Annotated in this window: 18 protein-coding genes and 2 pseudogenes; 10 read left to right on the top strand and 10 right to left on the bottom strand. The window is 73.1% G+C overall.

Translation table 11 applies throughout. The features are described from left to right. Positions 1-858, top strand: a complete 858-nt coding sequence (map, locus tag V7E46_RS10385) for a type I methionyl aminopeptidase (protein WP_333768141.1) — start codon at positions 1-3, stop codon at positions 856-858. Between the two features lie 66 nt (positions 859-924). Next, complete coding sequence (locus V7E46_RS10380; RefSeq protein WP_333768140.1) at positions 925-1,893, top strand: hypothetical protein; 969 nt, start codon at positions 925-927, stop codon at positions 1,891-1,893. Positions 1,894-1,912: 19 nt separating this feature from the next. Here V7E46_RS10380 and V7E46_RS10375 read toward each other — a convergent pair whose 3' ends face one another. Further along, positions 1,913-2,629 carry a bifunctional DNA primase/polymerase gene (locus tag V7E46_RS10375; protein WP_333768139.1) on the bottom strand — a complete coding sequence of 239 codons (717 nt, stop codon included), beginning with the start codon at positions 2,627-2,629 and terminating at the stop codon, positions 1,913-1,915. A gap of 219 nt (positions 2,630-2,848) precedes the next feature. Between V7E46_RS10375 and V7E46_RS10370 the strand changes: the two genes are divergently transcribed. After that, positions 2,849-3,502 carry a biliverdin-producing heme oxygenase gene (locus V7E46_RS10370; RefSeq protein ID WP_333768138.1) on the top strand — a complete coding sequence of 218 codons (654 nt, stop codon included), beginning with the start codon at positions 2,849-2,851 and terminating at the stop codon, positions 3,500-3,502. 265 nt (positions 3,503-3,767) lie between these two features. On the opposite strand, the gene V7E46_RS10365 is transcribed toward V7E46_RS10370, so the two are convergent. After that, positions 3,768-4,004, bottom strand: a complete 237-nt coding sequence (locus tag V7E46_RS10365) for a hypothetical protein (protein ID WP_333768137.1) — start codon at positions 4,002-4,004, stop codon at positions 3,768-3,770. On the opposite strand from V7E46_RS10365, the pseudogene V7E46_RS10360 reads away from it, so the two are divergent. The 3 genes and pseudogenes from V7E46_RS10360 (at position 4,003) to npdG (ending at position 6,691) form a co-directional block, all read left to right on the top strand. After that, positions 4,003-4,817: pseudogene (locus V7E46_RS10360) on the top strand (heme ABC transporter ATP-binding protein). The gene V7E46_RS10365 and the pseudogene V7E46_RS10360 overlap by 2 nt on opposite strands. 146 nt (positions 4,818-4,963) lie before the next feature. Further along, positions 4,964-5,833, top strand: coding sequence for a dimethylargininase (gene ddaH, locus V7E46_RS10355; RefSeq protein ID WP_333768136.1), 870 nt, complete (start codon positions 4,964-4,966; stop codon positions 5,831-5,833). Between the two features lie 138 nt (positions 5,834-5,971). Further along, positions 5,972-6,691: an NADPH-dependent F420 reductase gene (gene npdG, locus V7E46_RS10350; RefSeq protein WP_329179489.1), complete on the top strand. Its 720-nt coding sequence runs from the start codon at positions 5,972-5,974 to the stop codon at positions 6,689-6,691. A 313-nt stretch (positions 6,692-7,004) separates the two neighbouring features. Here npdG and V7E46_RS10345 read toward each other — a convergent pair whose 3' ends face one another. After that, complete coding sequence (locus tag V7E46_RS10345; protein WP_333768135.1) at positions 7,005-7,946, bottom strand: NADP-dependent oxidoreductase; 942 nt, start codon at positions 7,944-7,946, stop codon at positions 7,005-7,007. Positions 7,947-8,085: 139 nt separating this feature from the next. Here V7E46_RS10345 and V7E46_RS10340 point away from each other — a divergent pair, with 139 nt between their 5' ends. Then, complete coding sequence (locus V7E46_RS10340) at positions 8,086-8,265, top strand: hypothetical protein (protein ID WP_329179493.1); 180 nt, start codon at positions 8,086-8,088, stop codon at positions 8,263-8,265. Between the two features lie 25 nt (positions 8,266-8,290). Here V7E46_RS10340 and V7E46_RS10335 read toward each other — a convergent pair whose 3' ends face one another. Beyond that, a complete protein-coding gene (locus tag V7E46_RS10335) occupies positions 8,291-9,070 on the bottom strand; it encodes a site-2 protease family protein (protein WP_333768134.1) in 780 nt (259 codons plus the stop codon). Between the two features lie 578 nt (positions 9,071-9,648). Between V7E46_RS10335 and V7E46_RS10330 the strand changes: the two genes are divergently transcribed. Continuing rightward, the gene (locus V7E46_RS10330; RefSeq protein ID WP_333768133.1) at positions 9,649-13,026 is read left to right on the top strand and encodes an AfsR/SARP family transcriptional regulator; all 3,378 of its coding nucleotides are present in this window, start codon (positions 9,649-9,651) and stop codon (positions 13,024-13,026) included. A gap of 15 nt (positions 13,027-13,041) precedes the next feature. Here the strand turns inward: V7E46_RS10330 and V7E46_RS10325 are convergent, their stop codons facing one another. The 6 genes and pseudogenes from V7E46_RS10325 to V7E46_RS10300 all read right to left on the bottom strand — a co-directional run bounded on the left by V7E46_RS10325 (position 13,042) and on the right by V7E46_RS10300 (position 20,189). Continuing rightward, positions 13,042-13,875 carry an ABC transporter permease gene (locus V7E46_RS10325; protein ID WP_333768132.1) on the bottom strand — a complete coding sequence of 278 codons (834 nt, stop codon included), beginning with the start codon at positions 13,873-13,875 and terminating at the stop codon, positions 13,042-13,044. Then, positions 13,872-14,807: pseudogene (locus V7E46_RS10320) on the bottom strand (ATP-binding cassette domain-containing protein); the annotation flags it as partial. The pseudogene V7E46_RS10320 and the gene V7E46_RS10325, both read right to left, overlap by 4 nt. A 204-nt stretch (positions 14,808-15,011) precedes the next feature. Then, positions 15,012-15,698: an anti-sigma factor family protein gene (locus tag V7E46_RS10315; protein WP_333768130.1), complete on the bottom strand. Its 687-nt coding sequence runs from the start codon at positions 15,696-15,698 to the stop codon at positions 15,012-15,014. Further along, the gene (locus tag V7E46_RS10310) at positions 15,695-16,186 is read right to left on the bottom strand and encodes a sigma-70 family RNA polymerase sigma factor (RefSeq protein WP_443054110.1); all 492 of its coding nucleotides are present in this window, start codon (positions 16,184-16,186) and stop codon (positions 15,695-15,697) included. Before V7E46_RS10310 ends, V7E46_RS10315 begins: the two co-directional genes overlap by 4 nt. Positions 16,187-16,488: 302 nt before the next feature. Next, positions 16,489-17,373 (bottom strand): 3-methyl-2-oxobutanoate hydroxymethyltransferase, encoded by an 885-nt coding sequence (gene panB / locus V7E46_RS10305; RefSeq protein WP_329179506.1) that lies wholly within the window; start codon positions 17,371-17,373, stop codon positions 16,489-16,491. Between the two features lie 425 nt (positions 17,374-17,798). Continuing rightward, positions 17,799-20,189, bottom strand: a complete 2,391-nt coding sequence (locus V7E46_RS10300; protein WP_333768150.1) for an excinuclease ABC subunit UvrA — start codon at positions 20,187-20,189, stop codon at positions 17,799-17,801. Between the two features lie 221 nt (positions 20,190-20,410). On the opposite strand from V7E46_RS10300, the gene V7E46_RS10295 reads away from it, so the two are divergent. Together V7E46_RS10295 and V7E46_RS10290 are read left to right on the top strand one after the other, a co-directional pair. Beyond that, the gene (locus tag V7E46_RS10295; RefSeq protein WP_333768129.1) at positions 20,411-22,003 is read left to right on the top strand and encodes an MFS transporter; all 1,593 of its coding nucleotides are present in this window, start codon (positions 20,411-20,413) and stop codon (positions 22,001-22,003) included. Further along, entirely contained in the window at positions 22,000-22,614 is a 615-nt protein-coding gene (locus V7E46_RS10290; RefSeq protein ID WP_329179511.1) for a TetR/AcrR family transcriptional regulator, read from the top strand. The genes V7E46_RS10295 and V7E46_RS10290 overlap by 4 nt, the downstream gene beginning before the upstream one ends. Positions 22,615-22,780: the final 166 nt, after the last annotated feature.

Genomic DNA, 22,780 nt, shown 5'->3' with positions numbered 1-22,780 from the left:
ATGTCTGACCAGTCGCTGCTCGTCCCCGGAAAACTCTCGCCCACCCGGCAGGTGCCCGCCTCGATCCCGCGCCCCGAATACGTGGGGAAGCCGGGGCCGACGCCGTACACCGGTCCGGAGGTCCAGGACGCGGAGACGGTGGACCGGATGCGGATCGCGTCGCGGATCGCGGCGCAGGCGATGGAGGAGGCGGCCAAGGCCGTCGCGCCCGGGGTGACCACGGACGAGCTGGACCGGATCGCGCACGAGTACATGACCGGGCACGGCGCCTACCCGTCGGACCTGGGCTACCGCGGCTTCCCGAAGTCGCTGTGCACCTCGCTCAACGAGGTGATCTGCCACGGCATCCCCGATTCGACGGTCCTGCGCGACGGCGACATCGTGAATCTGGACGTGACCGCGTACATCCACGGGGTGCACGGCGACTGCAACGCCACCTACTACGTCGGCGACGTCGCCGAGGAGTCGCGGCTGCTGGTGGAGCGCACCCGGGAGTCGCTGGCGCGGGCCATCAAGACGGTGCGGCCCGGGCGGCAGATCAACGTGATCGGCCGGGTCATCGAGTCGTACGCGAAGCGCTTCGGCTACGGAGTGGTGCGGGACTTCACCGGGCACGGCATCAACACGTCCTTCCACTCCGGTCTGATCATCCCGCACTACGACGACCCGCGGGCGACCACCGTGATGCAGCCGGGCATGACCTTCACGATCGAGCCGATGCTGACGCTGGGCACCCACGAGTACGAGGTGTGGGACGACGGCTGGACGGTCGTGACCAAGGACCGCAAGCGGACAGCGCAGTTCGAGCACACGCTGGTCGTCACCGCGGACGGTGCGGAGATCCTGACCCTGCCGTAGGGGCCGGTGCGCGGCGGGTAGGGTGGCGGCGATCGTGCGGATGAGTCGTTGAGGAGCCCACGCGCCATGAACCGCCGCAGGTTGTGCCTCGGGGCCGCCGTCATCGCGCTGGTGCTGCCGCTGGCCGGGTGCGTGACGGTGCACGGCGAGCGCGCGAACGTACCGTCGGTGCGCGAGGACGAGGCCGCGCGGGTGCTGGCGAACTTCGCCGCGGTCAACAACCGGGTGGGCAAGGTCTACGACGCCGGCGGCATCGGCGCGGTCGAGTCGGGCGCGCTCGGCACCACCGACGAGGCCGGGCTGCGCGCCAAGCACGCCAACCACCCGGACGGCAACGCCGGCTTCCGCCCGCTGGCCTTCTCCGACCCGCGGTACCTGATACCCCGGCAGGTCGGCTGGCCGAAGTATTTCGTGGCCGACACCGCCACCAACCGCGCCACCGGGGCGCGTTGGCTGCTGGTCTTCCGGCGGTCCGCCGCCGGGCAGCCGTGGAAGGCGGTGTACGTCGCGTCGGTCGCCACCGCGGACGTACCGAAATTCGCCCGGGACAAGGACGGTTACGCCGTCGTGCTCGGCCTGGCGGGGACCGACCTGCTCGTGCAGCCCGGGCAGCTGAGCGCGGACTACGCCACCTATCTGGGCGGCAGCGACGCGGGCACCGTCTTCGCGGCGGGACCGGCCACCTCGCAGTTGCGCAGCGGCCGTAGCGCCCACGCCCAGAACGCGAATTCGGTCACCCAGTACGCCGACCAGCCCGCCGCGGGCGGTGACTTCACGCCGGTCGCGCTGCGGACGGCGGACGGCGGCGCGCTGGTGTTCTTCGCGTCGCACCACCAGTCGAGGGCGACCTTCCGGGCCGGCTACAAGCTGGCGATCGATGCCGACACCAAGGCCCTCATGACGGGCACCCCGCGGACCTCGGTCACCCTGAGCCACCTCGCCGACGAGGCGGTCACCGTCCCGCCGGCCGGCGGCAGCGGCCGGGCCGTCTTCCTCAGCCGCGTCGTCGGTCTGGTGTCCGCCAGGGGCGAGTGAGCCCTACCCCCGCCGCCGGTCAGCGCAGCCAGGTGGCCGGTACGCGCTCGGGCTCGTAGGCGAACTGGGCGCAGGCGTCGGCGAGGACGTCCAGCACCGGGAGCGGGTCCTGGAGCGGCAGGTCGGGGCCGTGCTGGGGCAGCCACTCGACAGTCAGGCCCGAGGGGAGCCGGGACGGCGGCAGGAGCACGTAGCTGCCGCGGGAGTGCCAGCGGATACCGGGGTGCTCGTCGGCGGTCTCGGGGTGGCAGTCCAGCTCGCAGGGCCACCACTCGTCCTCGTCGGCGGGATTGCCGCGGGTCTCGGTGAAGAACAGCAGCCGGTCGGCGCGGGCGGCGACCGGGCCGAGGGTGGCGCCGTCGGCGATCAGCCGCTCGATGGCGAGCCGGCCGGCCTCCGCCGGGACGTCCAGGACGTCGTGCGCGATGCCGGTGGCGGTCACGAAGTTGGCCACCGGGTCGGTGCGCAGCCAGTGGTCGACCTTGTCCTGCTCGGTGCTCGCCTGGGTCTGCCAGGCCAGCGACACCGGGTGGACGGCCGGAATCGGACAGCCGATGCGCTCACAGGAACAGCCGAAGTTGGCGGGGTGCGCGGCGGGCGCGACCGGGAAGCCGGCGGTGGCGGCAGCTCTGACCAGAGGGTCTCGGCGCAGGTCCGGCTCCGCTGCCCGGGGGGCACCCGAATTGCCCTCCGTACGGCGGCGCACCCACTCGGACAACCTGCTCTTGCCTGCCATCGAGCTCCTTCCCTCGCCCCCGTCCCGCAGTGTCAACGCTACGCGGGTGGTGGAGGACATCCTCCCTCTTGCCGGGAATGAACACCCACCCGGGGTGGAAGTGTTCCCGGAGAGAATTTCCCGACAGCCTGTCGGGAAGGCATTGACTTAGGTATACCTAACTTGTCAGGATCGAGCCGGCGGCACCAGCCGGTCCGCCCGCCCGAAACCGGAGGCCCCATGCCCGCGCAACCCTTCTCCGCCGTCATCCGCGACGCGAGCCGGCAGCAGCACACCGAGGCGGAGAACTCCTCCTTCATGGCCGACCTGCTCGGCGGGGGGCTCGGCGTCGCCGCGTACGCCCGCTACACGGAGCAGCTGTGGTTCGTCTACCGGGCGCTGGAGGAGGGCGCGGCGGGCCTCGCGGGCGATCCGGTGGCCGGACCCTTCATCCGGCCGGAACTGTTCAGGCTGGCCGCCCTGGAGCGCGACCTCGGGCATCTGCTCGGCGGGGACTGGCAGGAGCGGGCCTCGCCGCTGCCCGCCACCGCCCGCTACGCCGCCCGGATCGCCGAGACCGCGGCCGAGTGGCCGGCCGGCTATGTCGCCCACCACTACACCCGCTATCTGGGCGACCTGTCCGGCGGGCAGGTGATCCGCGGAATAGCCGAGAAGACCTGGGACCTCACGCACAAGGGCGACGGCGTCCGCTTCTACGTCTTCGAGGACATCGCCAACCCGGCCGCCTTCAAGCGGGACTACCGGCTGCTGCTTGACGGGCTCGCGGTGGACGACCTGGAGCGGCAGCGGGTCGTCGAGGAGTGCAGGAACGCGTTCGCGCTGAACAGCGCGGTCTTCACCGACCTGGGCGAGGCCTTCCCGCGCAGCGCCTGACCTTTGGCGGGGGGGGGGGGGGGGGGGGGGGGGGGGGGGGGGGGGGGGGGGGGGGGGGGNCCCCCCCCCCCCCCCCCCCCCCCCCCCCCCCCCCCCCCCCCCCCCCCCCCCCCCCCCCCCCCCCCCCCGCGCCCGATGACGCCGACCGGACGCCGTACCGCGAAGGCCGACCGGACTCCAGCCCGCGAACGCCGCCCCGACAACCACCCGCGAGCGCCGGGCGGACCACAGTGGTCCGCCCGGCGCTCGTGCTGCCGGACGCGGGTCAGGAGCGGCGGCGTGCGGCTGTCACGGTCACCCCGGCGCCCGCGGGCACCAGGGCGCCCGCGGCGCCGGGCAGCGTGCCGGACGGCAGGCCGGCGCCCGTGGCCGCGAGGGTGCCGCCGCCCGTGCGCTGGCCGCGCCCGCGGAACTGCCGCTCGGCGTACTGACCGCGCTGGTCGGCAGCCCGTTCTTCTTCTGGCTGCTGCGCAGGACCCGCAACCGGCAGGGGGTTGGGCATGAGGCGCCCCGGCCGTACCGTGCTCCCCGCGCCGCCGCGCGCCGGCGACGTGCTGGCCCGCGCCGACGGCCTGCGGGTACGGCTCGGGTCCCGGCCGGTGCTCGGCGGCGTCGGCCTCGACGTGGCCGCGGGCCAGGTGCTCGCCCTGGTCGGCCCGAACGGCGCGGGCAAGTCCACCCTGCTCGGCGCCCTGGCCGGGGACGTGCCCGCCGCGGGCGGCGGCGTCCTGGTCGGCGGGGCGCCGGCCGGCGACCGGTCGGCGCGGCAACTCGCCCTGCGCCGGGCCGTCCTGCCGCAGTCCGCGCCGCTGGCCTTCCCCTTCACCGCGGGCGACGTCGTACGGATGGGGCGGGCGCCCTGGGCGGGCGCCGCGCTCGCCGACGAGGACGAGCCCGCGGTGGCCGAGGCGATGGCGGCCACCGAGACGGCCGGCTTCGCCGACCGGCCCTTCCCCGCGCTGTCCGGCGGCGAGCGCGCCCGGGTGGCGCTGGCCCGGGTACTGGCCCAGCGGGCGGTCTGCTGCGGCTCGACGAACCCACCGCCGCGCTGGATCTGCACCACCGGGAGCCGGTGCTGCGGATCTGCCGGGGGCAGGCCGGCCGCGGGCGCGCGGTCGTGGTCGTCCTGCACGACCTCGGGCTCGCCGCCGCACACGCCGACCGGGTGGCGGTGCTCGCCGACGGCCGCATTGCGGCGGACGGCCCGCCGGCGGACGTGCTGACGGCGGACCTGCTCAGCGCGGTCCACCGCCATCCGGTGGAGGTGTTCCCGCACCCCCGCACCGGTCTCCCGCTCGTGCTCCCCGAGCGCTGACCGAGCGCCGGCCGGGAGCACGGCCGCACTAACTGCGGTGCGCAGTTACTTCTGCGTGAAGTCCGGCGCCGAATACGGCGATCGGGCGCACAATCCTGGTAGTACGTTCCCGGCCGGGCCGACCGTTCGGCGGGGGACCGCCCCCCGTGCACCCCAGGCACACTCACCACCACGAGGAGCCCTCTTTGCGCACTGCGACACCCCGCCGGTATCTGATGTGTCCCCCGGCGCACTTCCGTGTGGCGTACTCCATCAACCCGTGGATGGACCCGGACAAACCGGTGGACCCGGTGCTCGCGCTCTTCCAGTGGGAAGACCTGCGCGACCGCTACCGCTCGCTCGGCCACACCGTCGAGCTGCTCGACCCGGTCGAGGGACTGCCCGACATGGTCTTCGCGGCGAACGGCGCCACCGTGGTCGACGGACGGGTGCTGGGCGCGCGGTTCGCCAACCCGGAGCGGGCCGCCGAGGCCCCTGCGCACCTCGCGTGGTTCCTGGCCCGCGCGGCCGACTTCGCGGACGTACGGGAGCCGGAGCACGTCAACGAGGCCGAGGGCGACTTCGCCGTCACCTCGTCCTGGCTGCTGGCCGGGCAGGGCTTCCGCAGCAGCCCGCTCGCGCACGACGAGGCACAGGAGTTCTTCGGGCGGCCGGTGATCAGCCTGGAACTGACCGACCCGCGGTATTACCACCTGGACACCGCGCTGGCCGTGCTCGACGAGACCGCCGACGAGATCATGTACTACCCCGGCGCCTTCTCGCCCGGCTCGCAGGCCGTGCTCGCCCGGCTCTTCCCCGGCGCGGTGCTCGCCACCGCGGAGGACGCGGCCGTCTTCGGCCTCAACGCCGTCAGCGACGGCCTGAACGTGCTGCTGCCGCGCGAGGCGACGGGACTCTTCGCCCCGCTGCGGGAACGCGGTTACGCGCCGGTCGGCGTGGACATGTCGGAATTCCACAAGGCCGGCGGCAGCGTCAAGTGCTGCACGATGGAGCTGCGTCCGGCGCCGCCCGCCTGACGGTACGCCCGCGGCGGCCTCGGCGGTCACGCCGCTTGCGCCCGGGCCCGCTGCCGCCCGCACCCCGCCGGGTGATCCCCGCCACCCCGGGCGGGGCACCCGGCCTCGCGGCGCCCCGCACCTGGCAGGATCGCCGTCATGACTCACGCTGACGACAGCAGGACCGCGCCTCCCGCCAAAGCCCCGGCCAAGGACCCCTGGCAGCTGCCCGACGTGTCCGGCCTGGTGGTCGGAGTCCTCGGCGGCACCGGCGACCAGGGCCGGGGCCTGGCCTACCGGCTGGCCAGGGCCGGCCAGCAGGTGATCATCGGCTCGCGCAACGCGGAGCGCGCGCAGTCCGCCGCCGCGGAGCTGGGGCACGGTGTCGAGGGCGCCGACAACGCGGAGTGCGCGCGGCGCAGCGACGTGGTGATCGTCGCGGTGCCGTGGGAGGGCCACGCCAAGACCCTGGAGTCGCTGCGCGAGGAGCTGGCCGGCAAGCTCGTCGTGGACTGCGTCAACCCGCTCGGTTTCGACAAGCAGGGGGCGTACGCGCTGACGCCCGACGAGGGCAGCGCGGCCCAGCAGGCCGCGGCGCTGCTGCCCGACTCCCGGGTCACGGCCGCGTTCCACCACCTCTCGGCGGTGCTGCTGCAGAACCCGGAGATCGAGGAGATCGACACCGACGTGATGGTGCTCGGCGAATCCCGCGCCGACGCGGAGGTCGTCCAGGCGCTGGCCGGCCGCATTCCCGGCATGCGCGGCGTTTTCGCAGGCCGCCTGCGTAACGCCCACCAGGTCGAGTCCCTCGTGGCCAACCTCATCTCGGTCAACCGCCGCTACAAATCCCACGCGGGCCTCCGCCTGACCGACCTCTGACCCGTCCAGGGTGCCGCCTGCGTCGGCCGGCGCGCTTTCCCCGGGCGCGGGGGTGGTGCGGCTCCCTTTCGGCAAGGGGGTGCCCTCCCGCTGGCCGGGCCTGGGGGGTACCTCTGCGCCAGGCGGTGCCCACCCAGGGGTGCGGGGAACGGCGCGCGCAACCCACCGCCGGCCGGTGGTCCGGGACGGACCGAAGAGACCCTTTTCGTCCGGTGGCGACCCGCGCCTCCGGTGGCGGGCTGGTGGCGCAGTCCCCCGCGCCCCTTTGGGCCCGCGGCCCGTTCGGCGTAGGAGGCCGGCCCCCAGGGCGGGATCAGGCGACGCGGAGGACGAGTTTGCCGCGTCGGCCCCGACGCTCAAGCGCGGCGTACGCCGCAGACGCCGTGGACAGCGGCACCACCTGATCGACCGGCACGCGCAGCCGCCCCGCCTCGACCAGGCGGGACAGCTCGGTCAGCCCGGCACGGTCCGGCTCCACGACGAAGAAGACCCCGCGAGGGACGGCGGCGTCCGGATGCGGCGGGGAGACGATGCTCACCAGCACCCCGCTGTCCCGCAGCACCCCCCACGAGCGCCGCTGCACCTCACCGCCGACCGCGTCGAAGACGATGTCCACCTCGTCGACCAGGTCCTCGAAGCGTTCCGCCCGGTGGTCGATGACCCGCTCGGCGCCCAGTCCGCGTACGAAGTCCAGGTGCCGCGCTCCCGCCGTGCCGATCACTTCCGCGCCGAGCGCCGCCGCGACCTGTACGGCGAGCGACCCGACGCCGCCCGCGGCACCGTGGACCAGGACCCGCTGACCGCTCCGCAGGCCGCCGTGCCGTACCAGGCCCTGCCAGGCGGTCAGCCCCGCCAGGCTCAGGGCGGCGGCCTCGTCGAAGCCGAGCCCCGGCGGTTTCGCGGCGAGCACCGCGGCCGGCACCGCGGTGAATTCCGCGGCGGCGCCGTCCCGGGTGAAGGGGATCAGCCCGAAGACCTCGTCGCCCACGCCGGGACCGTCGGCGTCCGGGCCCACCGCGACCACCACCCCCGCCACCTGCTTCGCCGGGATCACCGGCAGCCGGGACGCGCCGCCGGGCGCGAGGCTGTCGGTCCAGGTGGCGTCCCAGTCCAGCTCGCCCGCGGTGATCGACGCCGACCGCACCTCGACCAGGACGTCGCCGTCCCCCGGCACCGGGCGCGGTGCGACCTCGTACGCCAATACGTCGGGACCGCCGCGGCGGTGACCGCGTACCGCGTGCATGGTGGTGTCCACAGGACGTCCTCTCCCGACGGGGGTGGCGCTGCCGCGTCCAGTCAACCGGCTCCGCGGGCCGCCCGCCTCCCCACCGCGGGCCATGGGGGACAATGGGCGTACGCAGCCCGTACGTGTCAGGACAGGAGCCGTCCACCCCATGCCCCGCCTCGCCCTCTACGCACTCGTCGTGTGCGTACTCGCCGTCACCGCCGCCGTCGTGTCCTTCGTGAACGGCAACTGGCTCGGCGTGGTGTGGGTGCTGCTCGCGGGCGCGTCCAGCAACATGTGGTGGTTCTACCGCCGCAAGGCCAAGGCGGAGGCCCGCGCCGCCGCGTGACGCGACCGGCCCGCCGGCCGCGGGGTCAGTGGCTCCAGAAGCGGAAGAGCCAGTAGCCGTAGTTCGCGAACTCGTCCGGCACGTTGAACCAGCCCATCACGTGGTAGACGCCGTCGAAGAACTTCTCGTTGACCGAGGGGATGTACAGCACCCCGAAGGTGGCGATCAGCCCGAAGGGCGCGAAGGGCTCCACCTGGCGGCGGAAGCTGTACGGGAGCCAGGGCTCCCAGATGCCGTAGCCGTCCAGGCCCGGGATCGGCAGCAGGTTCAGGAAGGCCGCGCTGACCTGGAGGAACGCCAGGAAGCCCAGGGCGGACAGGAAAGTCGGCGGCCAGCTGTCCACGTGCAGGGTGAAGGGCAGCATCAGCGCGACGGCGAACAGCACGTTCGTCAGCGGGCCCGCGGCCGAGATGAGGCTGTGCCGCCACCGGCCGTGGATGCGGCCCCGCTCGATGAAGACGGCGCCGCCGGGCAGGCCGATACCGCCCATGATCACGAAGATCACCGGGAGGACGACGGAGAGCGCGGCGTTGGTGTACTTCAGCGGGTTGAGGGTGAGGTAGCCCTTGTCGCCGATGGTGATGTCGCCGCTGTGCAGGGCGGTACGGGCATGGGCGTACTCGTGCAGGCACAGCGAGACGACCCAGCCGGACACGACGAACAGGAAGACCGCGAAGCCGGCGTCCGAGGCGAAGCCGGTCCACACCGCCCAGCCGGACACGGCCATGACCGCCGCGATGCCGAGGAAGACGGGGCTGATGCGCTCACCGCCGCGGCGGGCTTGGCGAATCGGCGTCACGCTCATGGAGTGCTCCAGCTTCCGGCGGTCGTGGGGTGCCAATGGCGCGCCCCGGGCGCCCGATCATCCCATGACCTCGCCATCTCGCTGGCGCGGCCGTGAAGGGGGTGCCGCTGCGTCGCCGGTCCGCTTTACCCGGGCACGGGGTGGTGCGGTTGCCCTTGTGCCCGGAGTGCGCCTTCCCCAGGCGTGGGGGTGTGCGGTTCCCTTCGGCAAGGGGGTGCCCANTTACCCGGGCACGGGGTGGTGCGGTTGCCCTTGTGCCCGGAGTGCGCCTTCCCCAGGCGTGGGGGTGTGCGGTTCCCTTCGGCAAGGGGGTGCCCATCAGGGGCGCGGGGAACTGCGCGCTCAGCCGTCCACCGGGCGGTGGTCCGGGGCGGACCGGTCTGCCCCTTTGGGCCGGTGGCGACCCGCGCCCCTTGGGGCGGTGCGAGTGGCGGGCTGCTCGCGCCGTTCCCCGCGCCCCTGCGGGGCGCCCCCTCCCGCAGGGCGAGGCCTGCCCATCGCGGGTCGGGAGGGCGGCGCCCCGGGAGAGAGGTGAGGCGCGGGCCGCAGGCCGGTGGCAACTCCGTAAGAATGGGCCCGTGCGATACACGATTCTCGGCACCACCCAGGCCCTGCGGGACGACGCGGAGCCGGTCGCCCTCGCGGGCGGCCGGCTCCGCGCGCTGCTGACGGCGCTCGCGCTGCGCCCCGGCCGGGTGGTGACCGCGGACGTCCTGATCGACGAGGTGTGGGACGGGGACCCGCCGGCCGGCGCGACCGGGGCGCTGCAAGCCCTGGTCGGACGGCTGCGCAAGGCCATCGGGCACGACGCGGTCGGCTCCGTCGAGGGCGGCTACCGGCTCGTGGCGGAACGCGACGACATCGACCTCTACCGTTTCCAGCGGCTCGCCGACGAGGGCGCGCGGGCGCTGGCCGACGGCGACCCGGTGAAGGCGGCCGGGCTGCTGGCCGACGCGCTCGCCCTGTGGCGCGGCCCCGCCCTGGCCGACCTGCCCGACCGCGGCACCGCGGCCGTACGAAGCGAGGCCCTGCGGCTGGACACCCGGCGGCTGCGGCTGACGGCGGAGCTGGGCCTCGGCCGGGCGGCACATGTGCTGCCCGAGCTGGCGGAGCTGGCCGCCGACCACCCGCTGGACGAGCCCCTGCACGCCCTGCACATCCGCGCGCTGCGCGCGGCGGGCCGCACGGCCGACGCCCTGGCGGCGTACGACGTGGTGCGCCGGGCCCTGGCCGGCGAACTCGGCACCGACCCGAGCCCGGAACTGCGCGCGCTGCACGCCGAGTTGCTCAACCCCCGGCAGGATCCGCCGCAGCCGCCCGCCCCGCTGCGGCCCGGCAGCGGCGGCGCACCCGGCAGGCCCGGCGGCAACGCCCGTGCCCGGTTGACCAGCTTCGTCGGCCGGGAGGCCGAACTCGCGGCGGTGGAAGCCGACTTGTCCCGCGCCCGGCTGGTGACGATCACCGGACACGGCGGCACCGGCAAGACCCGGCTGTCGCAGGAGGCCGGCGACCTGGTCGCCGGGCGCTGGCCGGACGGCGTCTGGTACGCCGAACTGGCCCCGGTCAGCGACCCCCGCACCCTCCCCGAGGCCGTGATCAGCTCGCTCGGGCTGCGCGACACGCTGCTGCACGGTGGCGCGGCCGAGGCGGCCATCGCGGTGGAGACCAAGGCCAAGGACCCCGTGCGCCGCCTCGCCGACCACCTGGCGACCCGCGAGATACTGCTCGTACTGGACAACTGCGAGCATGTGATCGACGCGGCGGCCAAGCTGGCCGAGCAGCTGCTCGCCAACTGCCCGGGCCTGGCGGTGCTGGCCACCAGCCGCGAACCGCTCGGCGTACCGGGGGAGTTGGTACGCCCGCTGGACCCGCTGCCCGACCCCACCGCGCTGCGGCTGCTGGCCGACCGGGGCGCCGCGGCCCGGCCCGGCTTCTCGGTGGACGACGACCCGGTCGCCTGCGCCGAACTGTGCCACCGCCTCGACGGACTGCCGCTGGCCATCGAGCTGGCCGCGGCCCGGCTGCGCAGCCTGTCGCCGCGCGGGCTCGCCGACCGGCTCGACGACCGCTTCCGGCTGCTCACCGGTGGCAGCCGTACGCTGCTGCCCCGCCAGCAGACCCTGCGGGCCGTCGTGGACTGGTCCTGGGACCTGCTCGACCCGGCCGAGCGGACTCTGCTGCGGCGGCTGGCGGTCTTCCGCGGCGGCTGGACCCTGGAGGCGGCCGAGGCGATATGCGCCGACCCGCCGCCGGCGCATCCCGCCGGGGCCGGGCCGCGGCCGCCGATCGGCCCCGCCGACGCCGCCCCGCTGCTGGCCTCGCTGGTCGACAAGTCGCTGGTGCTCGCCGAGCTGACCGCGGACAGCGAGCGCTACCGGATGCTGGAGACGATCTCCGAATACGCCGCCGAGCGGCTGGACGAGTCGGGGGAGCGGGCCGCGGTGGAGCGGCGGCACCTGACGTACTTCCGCGAATACGCCCGCACCGCTGACCCGTTGCTGCGCCAGGCGGGCCAACTGGTCTGGTTCGACCGGCTGGAGCGCGAGCACGAGAATCTGCGGGCCGCGCTGCGCCGGGCGGTGGACGCCGGGGACGAGCAGGAAGCGCTGATGCTGGTGCTGGGCTGCGCCTGGTTCTGGGAGGTGCGCAACTACATCTCGGAGCGCCGCTACTGGCCCAAGCGGGTGGCCGCCATGGGTGACGACCCCTTCACCCTGCCGCCGGACCTGGAGCCGGTGGAGCGCGGGCCGCTGGACGACCCGCCGCCGCTGACGGGACCTCGGCTGCTGGAGGCCCGCCGCTGGGTGCGGGTGATCGAACTGACCGCTGCCGAGGGCGAGACGGAGTGGTGGACGGACCCGTCCCTGGCCAGGGCCGGGGAGTCGCTGATCGCCAACTACCCGCCGCACCTGCCGCAGGCGGCCCGACTGCCGGGCATCATGCGCCCCTTCGGTGCCTTCTTCAGCGGCAGGTTCGATCAGTTGCAGGCCCTTGTCAGCGACACGGTGGAGGCCTGCCGGCGCCATCACAGGGACTGGGAGCTGGCGTTCGCGCTCCAGCTGCGGGCCAAGGTCAACAACGATGTGGCGGAGCGCCTCGCGGAGTCGATCCGGGACATCGGTGAGAGCCGCCGGATCTTCGAGCGGCTCGGCGACGAGTGGGGCACGGCCGAGACGCTGTCGGCGGAGGCCGAGGCCGCGAGCAACGCGGGCGACTGGGACCACTCGGCCGAGTGCTGTGTCCGGGGCATGGAACTGGCCCGCAAGATCGGCTCCCACCAGCGCATACCGGTCCTCACCGTGCGTCTGGGCGACGCCCTGGTCAACGCCGGCCACGTCGAGGAGGGCATGCGCAAGCTCTGGGAGGGGGTGAACGACGCCGAGCGGTTCGGCACCGACAACGACGGCGCCGCCTTCTACGGCAAGATCCTGCTCGCCGGCGCGCTCAGCCACACCGGGCAGGCCGCCGAGGCGCTGGTCCTGGTCGAGGAGACGATGGCGCAGGGCGCCGCGGCCAACGGGCAGCCCGGCTTCGTGCTCGGCATGCTGCTGGGTCTGAAGGGCTATCTGATCGGCATACTCGGCGAGCCCGAAGCGGGCCTCGGCATGCTCCAGGAGGGCCTGGCCACGCTGTCCGAGCACCCGCTGGCCAGCGTGATCACCCCGCGGCTCGGCATCCTGCTGGCGCCCGGCGCGATCGAACTGCTGGCGCTGCTGGCCGAGCGGGGCGGCCCCGACGGCGTCGGCGAGCTCCGTGCCCACCGGGCCGCGATCCTGGTGAACGCCCACGACCGGCTCCGCCCGTCCGCCGTCCCGCCCGCCGAGGCGGACGAACTGGCCCGCTCCAAGGCCCGGTTGCTCGCGCTGCTCGGCGAGGACGGGTACGCCGCCGGATACGCCGAAGGCGACGGCCTCGGTGTGGACGAGGCCGTCGCCCTGATGCGCGACGTGGACTGAGGCGGGCGGGGACCGTCAGGTCTTCTTGCGGAAGCGGGCCACCGCCAGCGGCGCGGTCACCGCGGTGATGCCCACCGACCAGGCCAGCGTGATCCACACCGAGTGGGCGACAGGGCCGCCGTTGATCATGGCGCGGGCCGCGTCCGCCAGGTTGGACAGCGGGTTGACCTTGGTGAATCCCTCCAGCCAGCCCGGCATCGTGGTGGGCTTGGCGAAGATCGAGCTGCCGAACTGCAACGGCATCAGCACGAGCATGGCGACCCCCTGAACCGCCTGCGGCGTTTTCATGGTCAGACCCAGCAGGATGAAGATCCACATCAGTGAGGCGCCGAAGACGGCCGACAGGGCGACGGAGCCGAGCAGGTGCAGCACATCGGTGTGGATCGTCAGGCCGAGCGCGAAGCCCACGCCCAGCAGGATCACCGTGGCGATCATCATCCGGCCCAGCTCCACGACGATCTTGGCGATCAGTACCGAGGACCGTGCGATGGGCATCGTACGGAACCGGTCCATGACCCCCTTCTTGAAGTCGTCGTTGATGCCGGTGCCGACCGCCATCGCGATGTTCATGCCCATCATGGCCATCAGGCCGGGCACCACGTAGTTCACGTACTCCTGCTGGTTGCCCTTGCCGGACACCGCGCCGCCGAAGACGTACACGAACAGCAGGGTGAAGATGATCGGCATCAGCAGGACGTCGAACATCGACTCCGGGTCCTGCTTGATCTGGAGCATGTTGCGGCGGGCGAGGGCACCGATGTGCCGCAGGTTGGCCCGCAGGCCGATCCGGCCCTCGTCGTCCGCGACGGCCGCCGCCGGCCGGTCGAACGTGGCCGTGGCCGTGGTCATACCGTCACCTCTTCCTTGTCGTTCGCGTGCGCGTCCGTGCCGGTGTCCGCCGGCTCGGCGGCGGCCTTCTTGCCGGTGATCGCCAGGAACACCTCGTCCAGGCTGGGCAGATGGGTGCCGATGTGCGCGATGCCGTACCCGCGGGCGGCCAGCAGGCCGACCACCGCGGTCAGTTGCGCGTCGGTGAGGATCGGCACCGAGACCGTGCCGGACGCCTGGTCGGTCTGCACCCCGGCGATCCCGTCGAGGCCCGCCTCGCCGATCGCCGCGGCCATCGCGCCGAGCTGGCCCGGGTCGCTCGGGCTGATCTGCAGCGTCCGGCCGCCGACCTTCGCCTTGAGCTCCGCCACCCGGCCGTTGGCGATCACCTTGCCGCGGTCGATCACCGTCAGCTCGCTGGCCAGCTGCTCGGCCTCCTCCATGTACTGCGTGGTCAGCAGGACGGTGGCGCCCTCGGCGACCATCCGCTGGACCTCCTCCCACACCTCGTTGCGGGTGCGCGGGTCCAGGCCGGTGGTCGGCTCGTCCAGATACAGCACCGACGGGTGCCCGATCATGCTCGCCGCCAGGTCGAGGCGGCGGCGCATGCCGCCCGAATACTGCATCGCGGGCCGCTTGGCCGCCTCGGTCAGCGAGAACCGCTCCAGCAGTTCGTCCGCCCGGGCCTTGGCCTCCTTGCCCGGCAGGTCCAGCAGCCGCCCGATCATGTACAGGTTCTCCCGGCCGGACAGCTTCTCGTCCACCGAGGCGTACTGGCCGGTGAGGCCGATCACCCGCCGCAGCTGCCGGGGCTGCCGCAGCACGTCGTAGCCCGCCACCCGTGCGCTGCCCGCGTCGGGCTTTATCAGTGTGGACAGCACCCTGACCAGGGTGGTCTTCCCGGCACCGTTGGGCCCGAGCACTCCGAGCACCGTTCCCTGCCGTACATCGAGGTCGACCCCGTCGAGTGCTTTGGTCTGGCCGTAGTGCTTTACCAGCCCCCGCACCTCGACGGCGGCGCCTCCGCCGTTGTCACTCAGTCGCGTCGTCATGCCCCCTACGATGCCGGGTCCCTCCGACACGGCGCCGACATCCCACCGACGCGCCGTGTCGGTGCGGTGTCAGGGGAACCGCGGGACCCCCGTACCCCGTGGAGGTCAGGTCGGGACGGTGAGCAGGAGCGTGCCGGATTCGGTGCGGACCTCGAAGCGGGTGATGGCCGAGGCGTGCAGCCCCGCCGCTCCGTGGACGGTGAGCGGATCCGGCTGCGTATTGGTGCCGTAGCCCTCGGTCGGCACGGACCACGTCGCCACCGTCTGGCCGTTCCCGTCGATCGCGAAAGCGACAAGGCTACAGGTCAGCGGGCCGCGGACGCCGCTGAGGCGCAGATCGACCACGCTGCCCCAGCCCCGGTCGGTGAGGGCGACGACCGCCGAGACACCGGTCGCCGGGTTGGAGGCGGTGTGCTGGTCGGTGCCGAAGCGCTGGGCCGCCGCGGCGGAGCCGCGGCCGCCGTCCCTGGCCGCCAGTACGGCGATCGTGGAGCCGCCCATGACGAGCACCGCGGCGGCGGCGACCGCGATCAGCCGGCGCCGCCGGTGGGCCGCCCGGCGCTCACCGGAGACTCGTACCAGCAGCCGGTCGAGCATCGCGTCGCCGCTGGGCATCTCGGCGACGCCCAGCCCGTCGACCCGCAGCTCCTCGATCACCGGCACGACACCGCTCAGCTCGTCCAGCTCGTTCCCGCACAGCTCGCAGTCGACCAGGTGCGCCTCGAAGCGCTCCATCTCGTCGTCGTCCAGCGCGCCGAGCAGATAGGCGCCCACGTCCATATGCGGGTTCATGAGGTGGTCACCCCTCTCTCCTCCAGCGCGTTCCGCAGGGCGCGCAGCGCGTAGAACACCCTGGAGCGTACGGTCCCGGGCGGCAGCCCCAGTTCCTCGGCCGCCTCATTGACCGTACGGCCGCCGAAGTACGTGGCGATCAGCGCCTCCCGGTGCGCCTCGGAGAGGTCCTGGAGCGCGTCCGAGATCGTCATCAGCCGCAGCGAGCGCTCCATCTCGTCGTTGGCCGGCAGCTGGTCGAGCGCCGCGGGCGACGTCTCGGGCGGGCGGGCCTGGCGGCTGCGGTGGCCGTCGATGACGATCCGCCGGGCGACCGTGATCAGCCAGGGCCGCAGCGACCTGGCCGCGGGGTCCAGCCGGGACGCGCTCTTCCAGGCCCGCAGCAGCGTCTCCTGCACGATGTCCTCGGCCAGGAACCGGTCGCCGGCGACGAGCCGGAGCACGTACGCGTAGAGCGCGCCCGCGTGCTCGCGGTACAGCGCCCGCATCAGCTCTTCCTCCGGGGCCGCGCCGGCGGGCTCCGAAGGTCCGAGAGGTGGTCCGTCCACGGGCGCATCCTGCCCTACCCGGCGCGCCCGGTCGAGTTCGCCTGCAGCCGGCCCGGACATCAGCGGCCGCCGGAGCCCGCCGGCGCCGCGGCGCGGTGGAGCGTGAAGGACATGGTGGCTTCCCGTACGGGTCGGTGGCCGCCTCGGGGGAGGCGCTCACCGACCCGTACGGATCCGGCGGCGGTCTGTCTCAAATGGAGCGCACGGCACTTCGGAAAAACCCGGAGGTGTCGTGACAGGACCTAGTGGAAGGTGTGCTCCTCGGCCGGGAAGGCGCCGCCGACGACCTCGCCCGCGAAGGCCTTGGCCGCGTCCCCGAGGGTCTGCCGCAGGTTCAGGTACTGCTTGGTGAAGCGCGGCACCTTCCCGCCGGTCAGGCCGACCATGTCCGTCCACACCAGCACCTGCGCGTCGGTGTCGGGTCCGGCCCCGATCCCGATCACCGGGATGTGCAGCGAGCGCGTGACCTCGGCCGCCACCTCGGCCGGCACCAGTTCGAGCACCACGGCGAAGGCGCCGGCGTTCTGCGCCCCCTTCGCGTCCCTGATCAGCTGCTGTGCGGCCTCCTCGCCGCGGCCCTGCACGCGGTGGCCCAGCGTGCCGACCGACTGCGGGGTCAGCCCGAGGTGCGCCATCACCGGGATACCGGCCTGCACGATGGCCTCGGTCTGCGGCAGCGACCGCTCGCCGCCCTCCAGCTTGACCGCCCCGACCCCGGCCTCCTTGACCAGCCGGGTGGCGCTGCGCAGCGCCTGCACGGCGCCTTCCTGGTACGACCCGAAGGTCAGGTCGCCGACGACCAGCGCCCGGCTCGTACCGCGGACGACCGCCGCGGCCAGCATCGTCATGTGGTCCATCGTGACCGGCACCGTGCTGTCGAAGCCGAGGTGGCAGTTGCCCATCGAGTCGCCGACCAGCAGCACCGGGATACCGGCCTCGTCGAAGACGGACGCGGTCATCGCGTCGTACGCGGTGAGCATGGGCCACCGCTCGCCCCGCTCCTTGGCGAGGGCCAGGTCGCGCACGGTGACCCGGCGGGTGCTGGTGCCGCCGTAGAGCGCCTTGGGGTTGTCCGTGCTCGCGTCGCCGCCCGCGGGGGACTTCTGGGCAGCCGGAAGTTGCGTCATGGTGACAGCTCCCTCATGTCATCTCGAGGCGCCCTGACGGCGTCCCCGGATCCCTTCCATGCTGACACGGCTCGCGGGCGGCGCAAAGAGCGCGGGTGCTGTGCCGTACGGCACTAATTCCCGTCGGCCGGGGCGCCCGCGGCCTCGGCGGCCCGGGCCGGCAGGCTCGTGAGCGCGGCGCGTCCCGCGGGGCTGGACTCCGCGGCGATACGGCCCTCGGTCCGTACGGCCGGCAGGCCGGCGCGGGCGAGTGCGGCGGCCGAGATACCGGGGCTGCCGGCCGGCCCGAAGAGGGCCGCGTACTGCGCGACGGTGAGGTCCAGCGGCTGTGCGGTCCCCCTCCGCCAAGGGGTGCCCCGAAGGGGCGCGGGGAACTGCGCGCTCAGCCGGCCACCGGCCGGTGCGCCGGGAACGACAGCTGCCGCTCACCCGCCGACGTATTGCGCCAGATGCTCGCCGGTGAGGGTGGAGCGGGCGGCGACCAGGTCGGCGGGGGTGCCCTCGAAGACGATCCGGCCGCCGTCGTGGCCGGCGCCGGGGCCGAGGTCGATGATCCAGTCGGCGTGCGCCATGACCGCCTGGTGGTGCTCCACGACGATGACGGACTTGCCGGCGTCGACAAGGCGGTCGAGCAGGGCGAGGAGCTGTTCGACGTCGGCGAGGTGCAGGCCCGAGGTCGGTTCGTCCAGGACGTAGACGCCGGCCTTGTCCGCCATGTGCGTGGCCAGTCTCAGGCGCTGCCGCTCGCCGCCGGACAGCGTGGTGAGCGGCTGGCCGAGGCTGAGGTAGCCCAGGCCCACGTCGGCGAGCCGGGTGAGGACGGTGTGCGCGGCGGGCGTACGGGCGTCGCCCGAGCCGAAGAACTCCTCGGCCTCGGTCACCGACATCGCGAGTACCTCGCTGATGTCCCGGCCGCCGAAGCGGTATTCGAGCACCGACGCCTGGAACCGCCTGCCCCCGCACTCCTCGCAGACGCTCGCGACACCGGCCATCATCGCCAGGTCGGTGTAGACGACGCCGGCGCCGTTGCAGGTGGGGCAGGCGCCCTCGGAATTGGCGCTGAAGAGCGCCGGCTTGACGCCGTTGGCCTTCGCGAACGCCTTGCGGACCGGGTCGAGCAGCCCCGTGTACGTGGCCGGATTGCTGCGGCGCGAGCCGCGGATCGGGCTCTGGTCGATCGCGACCACGTCGGCGCCCGCCGGGATCGAGCCGTGCACGAGCGAGCTCTTGCCGGAGCCGGCGACGCCGGTCACGACGGTGAGCACCCCGAGCGGGACGTCGACGTCGACGTCCCGCAGGTTGTGCGTGCCGGCGCCGCGGATCTCCAGCACGCCGGCCGGCTCGCGTACCGCCTTCTTGAGGACGGCCCGGTCGTCCAGGTGGCGGCCGGTGACGGTGCCGCTGGCGCGCAGCTCCTCGACGGTGCCCTCGAAGCAGACGGTGCCGCCGTCCGCGCCGGCGCCGGGGCCGAGGTCGACCGCGTGGTCCGCGATCACGATCGTCTCCGGCTTGTGCTCCACGACCAGCACCGTGTTGCCCTTGTCCCGCAGCCGCAGCAGCAGGCCGTTCATCCGCTGGATGTCGTGCGGGTGCAGCCCGATGGTCGGCTCGTCGAAGACGTAGGTGACGTCGGTGAGCGGCGAGCCGAGGTGGCGGACCATCTTGACCCGCTGCGCCTCGCCGCCCGACAGGGTGCCGGCCGGGCGGTCGAGCGAGAGATAGCCCAGGCCGATCTCCACGAACGAGTCGAGGCTGTCGCCCAGCGTGGCCAGCAGCGGCGCCACCGACGGCTCGTCGAGGCCGCGCACCCACTCGGCCAGGTCGCTGATCTGCATCGCGCACGCGTCGGCGATGCTCGCCCCGTCGATCCTCGATGACCTGGCGCCTTCCGCGAGCCGGGTGCCGTCGCACTCGGGACAGGTGGTGAAGGTGACCGCCCGCTCCACGAACGCCCGGATATGCGGCTGGAGCGACTCCTTGTCCTTGGACAGCATCGACTTCTGGATCTTCGGGATCAGCCCCTCGTAGGTGAGGTTGACGCCCTCGACCTTGACCTTGGTCGGCTCCTTGTGGAGGAAGTCGTGCATCTCCCGCTTGGTGAACGTGCGGATCGGCTTGTCCGGGTCGAGCACACCGGACTCGGCATAGACCCGTACCGTCCAGAAGCTGTCCGCCGTCCAGCCCGGGATGGTGAACGCGCCCCCGGCGATCGACTTGGAGTCGTCGTAGAGCTGGGTGAGGTCGATGTCGGAGACGGTGCCGCGGCCCTCGCAGTTCGGGCACATGCCGCCGGTGCGGTGGTAGGTGACCTTCACCGCCTTCCTGGCGCCGCGCTCGACGGTCATCGCACCGCTGGCCTGGACCGAGGGCACGTTGAAGGCGTACGCGCTGGGCGGGCCGATGTGCGGCTGCCCGAGCCGGCTGAACAGGATCCGCAGCAGCGCGTTGGCGTCCGTGGCGGTGCCGACGGTGGAGCGCGGGTCGGCGCCCAGCCGCTGCTGGTCGACCACGATCGCGGTCGTCAGCCCTTCGAGCACATCGACGTCGGGCCGCGCCAGCGTCGGCATGAAGCCCTGCACGAAGGCGCTGTAGGTCTCGTTGATCAGCCGCTGCGACTCGGCGGCGACGGTGCCGAACACCAGGGAGCTCTTGCCCGACCCCGACACACCGGTGAAGACCGTCAGCCGGCGCTTCGGGATCCCGATGCTGACGTCCTTGAGGTTGTTCACGCGGGCGCCGTGCACGCGGATCAGGTCGTGGCTGTCCGCGCCGTCCCCCGCCGGCGGCTTCGCGCCCTTCCTCCTGGCCGTGGTCATCGTGTCTCCGTCCGTCGCGCGGTGCCGCTGTCCCATGGCCGCCCCCGTCGGAGCGGCCATGCTGTCACGCTACGGGCGGGCCGCGGCGCGCGCTTCTCCATTTGTGACCGACCTGCCGCGGACGGTGCCGCACACCCCGCGGCACAGGCCCGAACCGGTTTTACCCGGACTTTACGATACGAGACACCCCCGTATCGTAAGTGCCGCTTACGCTGGCACGCATGGCCGACAATGCGACTTTTGCCGTCCCGGAGGCGATACACCGCCGACGCTGGGCGATCCTCACCGTGCTGCTGTTCAGTCTGCTCGTCGTGGTGCTGGACAACTCGATCCTCAACGTGGCGATGAAGACGATCGCGCAGCCCAAGCCGACCGGGCTCGGGGCGACGCAGAGTCAGCTGGAATGGGCGATCAACTCCTACACCCTGGTCTTCGCCGGGATACTGTTCACCGCCGGCCTGCTCGGCGACCGGCTCGGGCGCAAGAAGGTGCTGCTGGCCGGCATGCTGATCTTCGGCGTCGGCTCCGCGCTGTCCGCGGTGTCCAGCTCGGCGGGCGAACTGATCGCCTGGCGCGGGCTGATGGGCATCGGCGGCGCGTTCATCATGCCCGCGACGCTGGCCATCATCATGAACGTCTTCCAGCGCGAGGAGCAGCCGAAGGCGATCGGCATCTGGGCCGGCGTCGTCGGCCTCGGCATCGCCGTCGGGCCGATCACCGGCGGACTGCTGCTCCAGCACTTCTGGTGGGGCTCGGTCTTCCTGGTCAACGTGCCGATCGTGGTCGCCGGCCTGATCGCGATGTTCATCCTCGTCCCCGACTCCAAGGACCCCAAGCCCGGCCGGCTCGACCCGGTCGGCGTCGGGCTGTCCGTGGCGGGCCTGGTCCTGCTCGTCTACGGCATCATCAAGGGCGGCCAGGCGGGCGACTTCACCGAGCCCGAGGTGTGGGCGACCTCGGTCGCCGGCCTGCTGATCCTGGCCGGCTTCGTCTGGTACGAGAAGCGCAGCGACCACCCGGCGCTGGACGTGACGTACTTCAAGAACCGGCAGTTCTCCGCGTCGGTCGCCGCTATCGGCCTGATCTTCTTCGCCCTGATGGGCGTGACCTTCTTCATGGTCTTCTACATCCAGTCCGTCCGCGGCTACAGCGCCCTGCAGTCCGGCCTGCTGCTGCTCCCGCTGGCCGCCGCGCAGATGGTCTTCGCGCCCAGGGCGCGGCTGCTGGTAGACAAGTTCGGCGCCAGGGCGGTCTGCACGGGCGGCATGGCGATGACCGGGCTGGCCTTTCTCGGCTTCCTGCTGCTGGACACGGACACCCCGATCTGGGTCATGGAGGTGCTGTTCTTCCTGATGGGCGCGGCCATGGCGCACGTCATGCCGCCCGCCACCGTGATGATCATGTCGGCGCTGCCGCGCGAGAAGGCCGGTTCCGGATCGGCCGTCAACAACGTCTTCCGGCAGGTCGGCGGCGCGATCGGGGTCGCCGTGCTGGGCTCGGTGATGTCCACGGTCTACCGCGACAGCATCCGCGGCCACCTCGACAGCCTGCCCGCGCCCGCCCGGCACTCGGCGGGGGAGTCCATCGAGGCCACGCTCGGCGTCGCCGCGAAGCTCGGCCCCAAGGGGCAGGTGCTGGTCGAGCCGGCCCACCACGCCTTCATCCACGCCATGCACGTCACGGCGGCGGCCTCGGGCGGCGCCGCCCTGTTCGGCGCGCTCATCGTCCTGTTCTACCTGCCCGCCAAGCCCGTGCCCGCGGCCGCCGCGCCCGGCGGTGAGGCGGAGCTGACGATGGCCGGTGCCGAGCAATGAGGGCCCCGGATACGACGGCCGTGCCGCGCGGGCGACCGCGCGACGCGGCCGTCGGGCACAAGGTCGTCGAGACGGTCCTGGGGCTCATCGCCGACGGCACGACCTTCGGCGATCTGACGATGGAGGGTATCGCCCGCGAGGCCGGTGTCGGCAAGGCCACCGTCTACCGGCGGTGGGCGAGCAAGGACGCGCTGCTGCTCGACGTGCTGGCCGCGATAGACACCCCCGTGCTGCCGGCGCTGCCCGGCACGTCCTTCCGCGACGACCTGGTGGTCGCGGTGGAGTCGATACGCAAGCGGGGCCTGGCCAAGCGCGAATCCGCGATGCTGCGCAACATGCTGACCCAGATCCAGAACAACCCCGCGCTGTGGCAGCGCTACCACGACACGGTCATCGCCACCCGGCGCGCCGCCCTCGGGCGGCTGCTGGAGGAGGGCATCGCCGTCGGGGCGGTACGGCCGGAACTGGGCGCCGACATCGAGCTGCTGATCGACTTCGTCACCGGCCCGCTGCTCACCAGGACCGCCTTCCACCAGGGCGCGTCCCTGGGCGAAGGGCTCTCCGAGCGCGTGGTCGACCTGATCCTGCGCGGCATCGCCCCGCCGCCCTGACGCACGTGCCGGGTGCCGCCGCCGGGTGCCGCCGCACGTAAGGGTTTTGTCACAAGCGGGGCGTATGGGACGGCCGGGGGAACCCGCACGGGTGCGGGGGCCGTCGGTTCACATACCGATCCCCTAAGGTCGGCAGTGCACCCGGCAAGGCAGCGAGGATCCACAT

The organism is Streptomyces sp. IBSBF 2435 (genome assembly GCF_036815005.1).
GTDB lineage: Bacteria > Actinomycetota > Actinomycetes > Streptomycetales > Streptomycetaceae > Actinacidiphila.
Note: the sequence above shows the minus strand (reverse complement) of the source record. Positions and strands in the feature narration are given on the sequence as shown.

Excerpts from the sequence above, each read along its gene's own strand:
- map (WP_333768141.1), top strand. The coding sequence starts at position 1 with ATGTCTGACCAGTCGCTGCTCGTCCCCGGAAAACTCTCGCCCACCCGG.
- V7E46_RS10380 (WP_333768140.1), top strand. The coding sequence starts at position 925 with ATGAACCGCCGCAGGTTGTGCCTCGGGGCCGCCGTCATCGCGCTGGTG.
- V7E46_RS10375 (WP_333768139.1), bottom strand. The coding sequence starts at position 2,629 with ATGGCAGGCAAGAGCAGGTTGTCCGAGTGGGTGCGCCGCCGTACGGAG.
- V7E46_RS10370 (WP_333768138.1), top strand. The coding sequence starts at position 2,849 with ATGCCCGCGCAACCCTTCTCCGCCGTCATCCGCGACGCGAGCCGGCAG.
- V7E46_RS10365 (WP_333768137.1), bottom strand. The coding sequence starts at position 4,004 with ATGCCCAACCCCCTGCCGGTTGCGGGTCCTGCGCAGCAGCCAGAAGAA.
- npdG (WP_329179489.1), top strand. The coding sequence starts at position 5,972 with ATGACTCACGCTGACGACAGCAGGACCGCGCCTCCCGCCAAAGCCCCG.
- V7E46_RS10340 (WP_329179493.1), top strand. The coding sequence starts at position 8,086 with ATGCCCCGCCTCGCCCTCTACGCACTCGTCGTGTGCGTACTCGCCGTC.
- V7E46_RS10335 (WP_333768134.1), bottom strand. The coding sequence starts at position 9,070 with ATGAGCGTGACGCCGATTCGCCAAGCCCGCCGCGGCGGTGAGCGCATC.
- V7E46_RS10325 (WP_333768132.1), bottom strand. The coding sequence starts at position 13,875 with ATGACCACGGCCACGGCCACGTTCGACCGGCCGGCGGCGGCCGTCGCG.
- V7E46_RS10315 (WP_333768130.1), bottom strand. The coding sequence starts at position 15,698 with ATGAACCCGCATATGGACGTGGGCGCCTATCTGCTCGGCGCGCTGGAC.
- V7E46_RS10310 (WP_443054110.1), bottom strand. The coding sequence starts at position 16,186 with ATGCGGGCGCTGTACCGCGAGCACGCGGGCGCGCTCTACGCGTACGTG.
- panB (WP_329179506.1), bottom strand. The coding sequence starts at position 17,373 with ATGACGCAACTTCCGGCTGCCCAGAAGTCCCCCGCGGGCGGCGACGCG.
- V7E46_RS10300 (WP_333768150.1), bottom strand. The coding sequence starts at position 20,189 with ATGACCACGGCCAGGAGGAAGGGCGCGAAGCCGCCGGCGGGGGACGGC.
- V7E46_RS10295 (WP_333768129.1), top strand. The coding sequence starts at position 20,411 with ATGGCCGACAATGCGACTTTTGCCGTCCCGGAGGCGATACACCGCCGA.
- V7E46_RS10290 (WP_329179511.1), top strand. The coding sequence starts at position 22,000 with ATGAGGGCCCCGGATACGACGGCCGTGCCGCGCGGGCGACCGCGCGAC.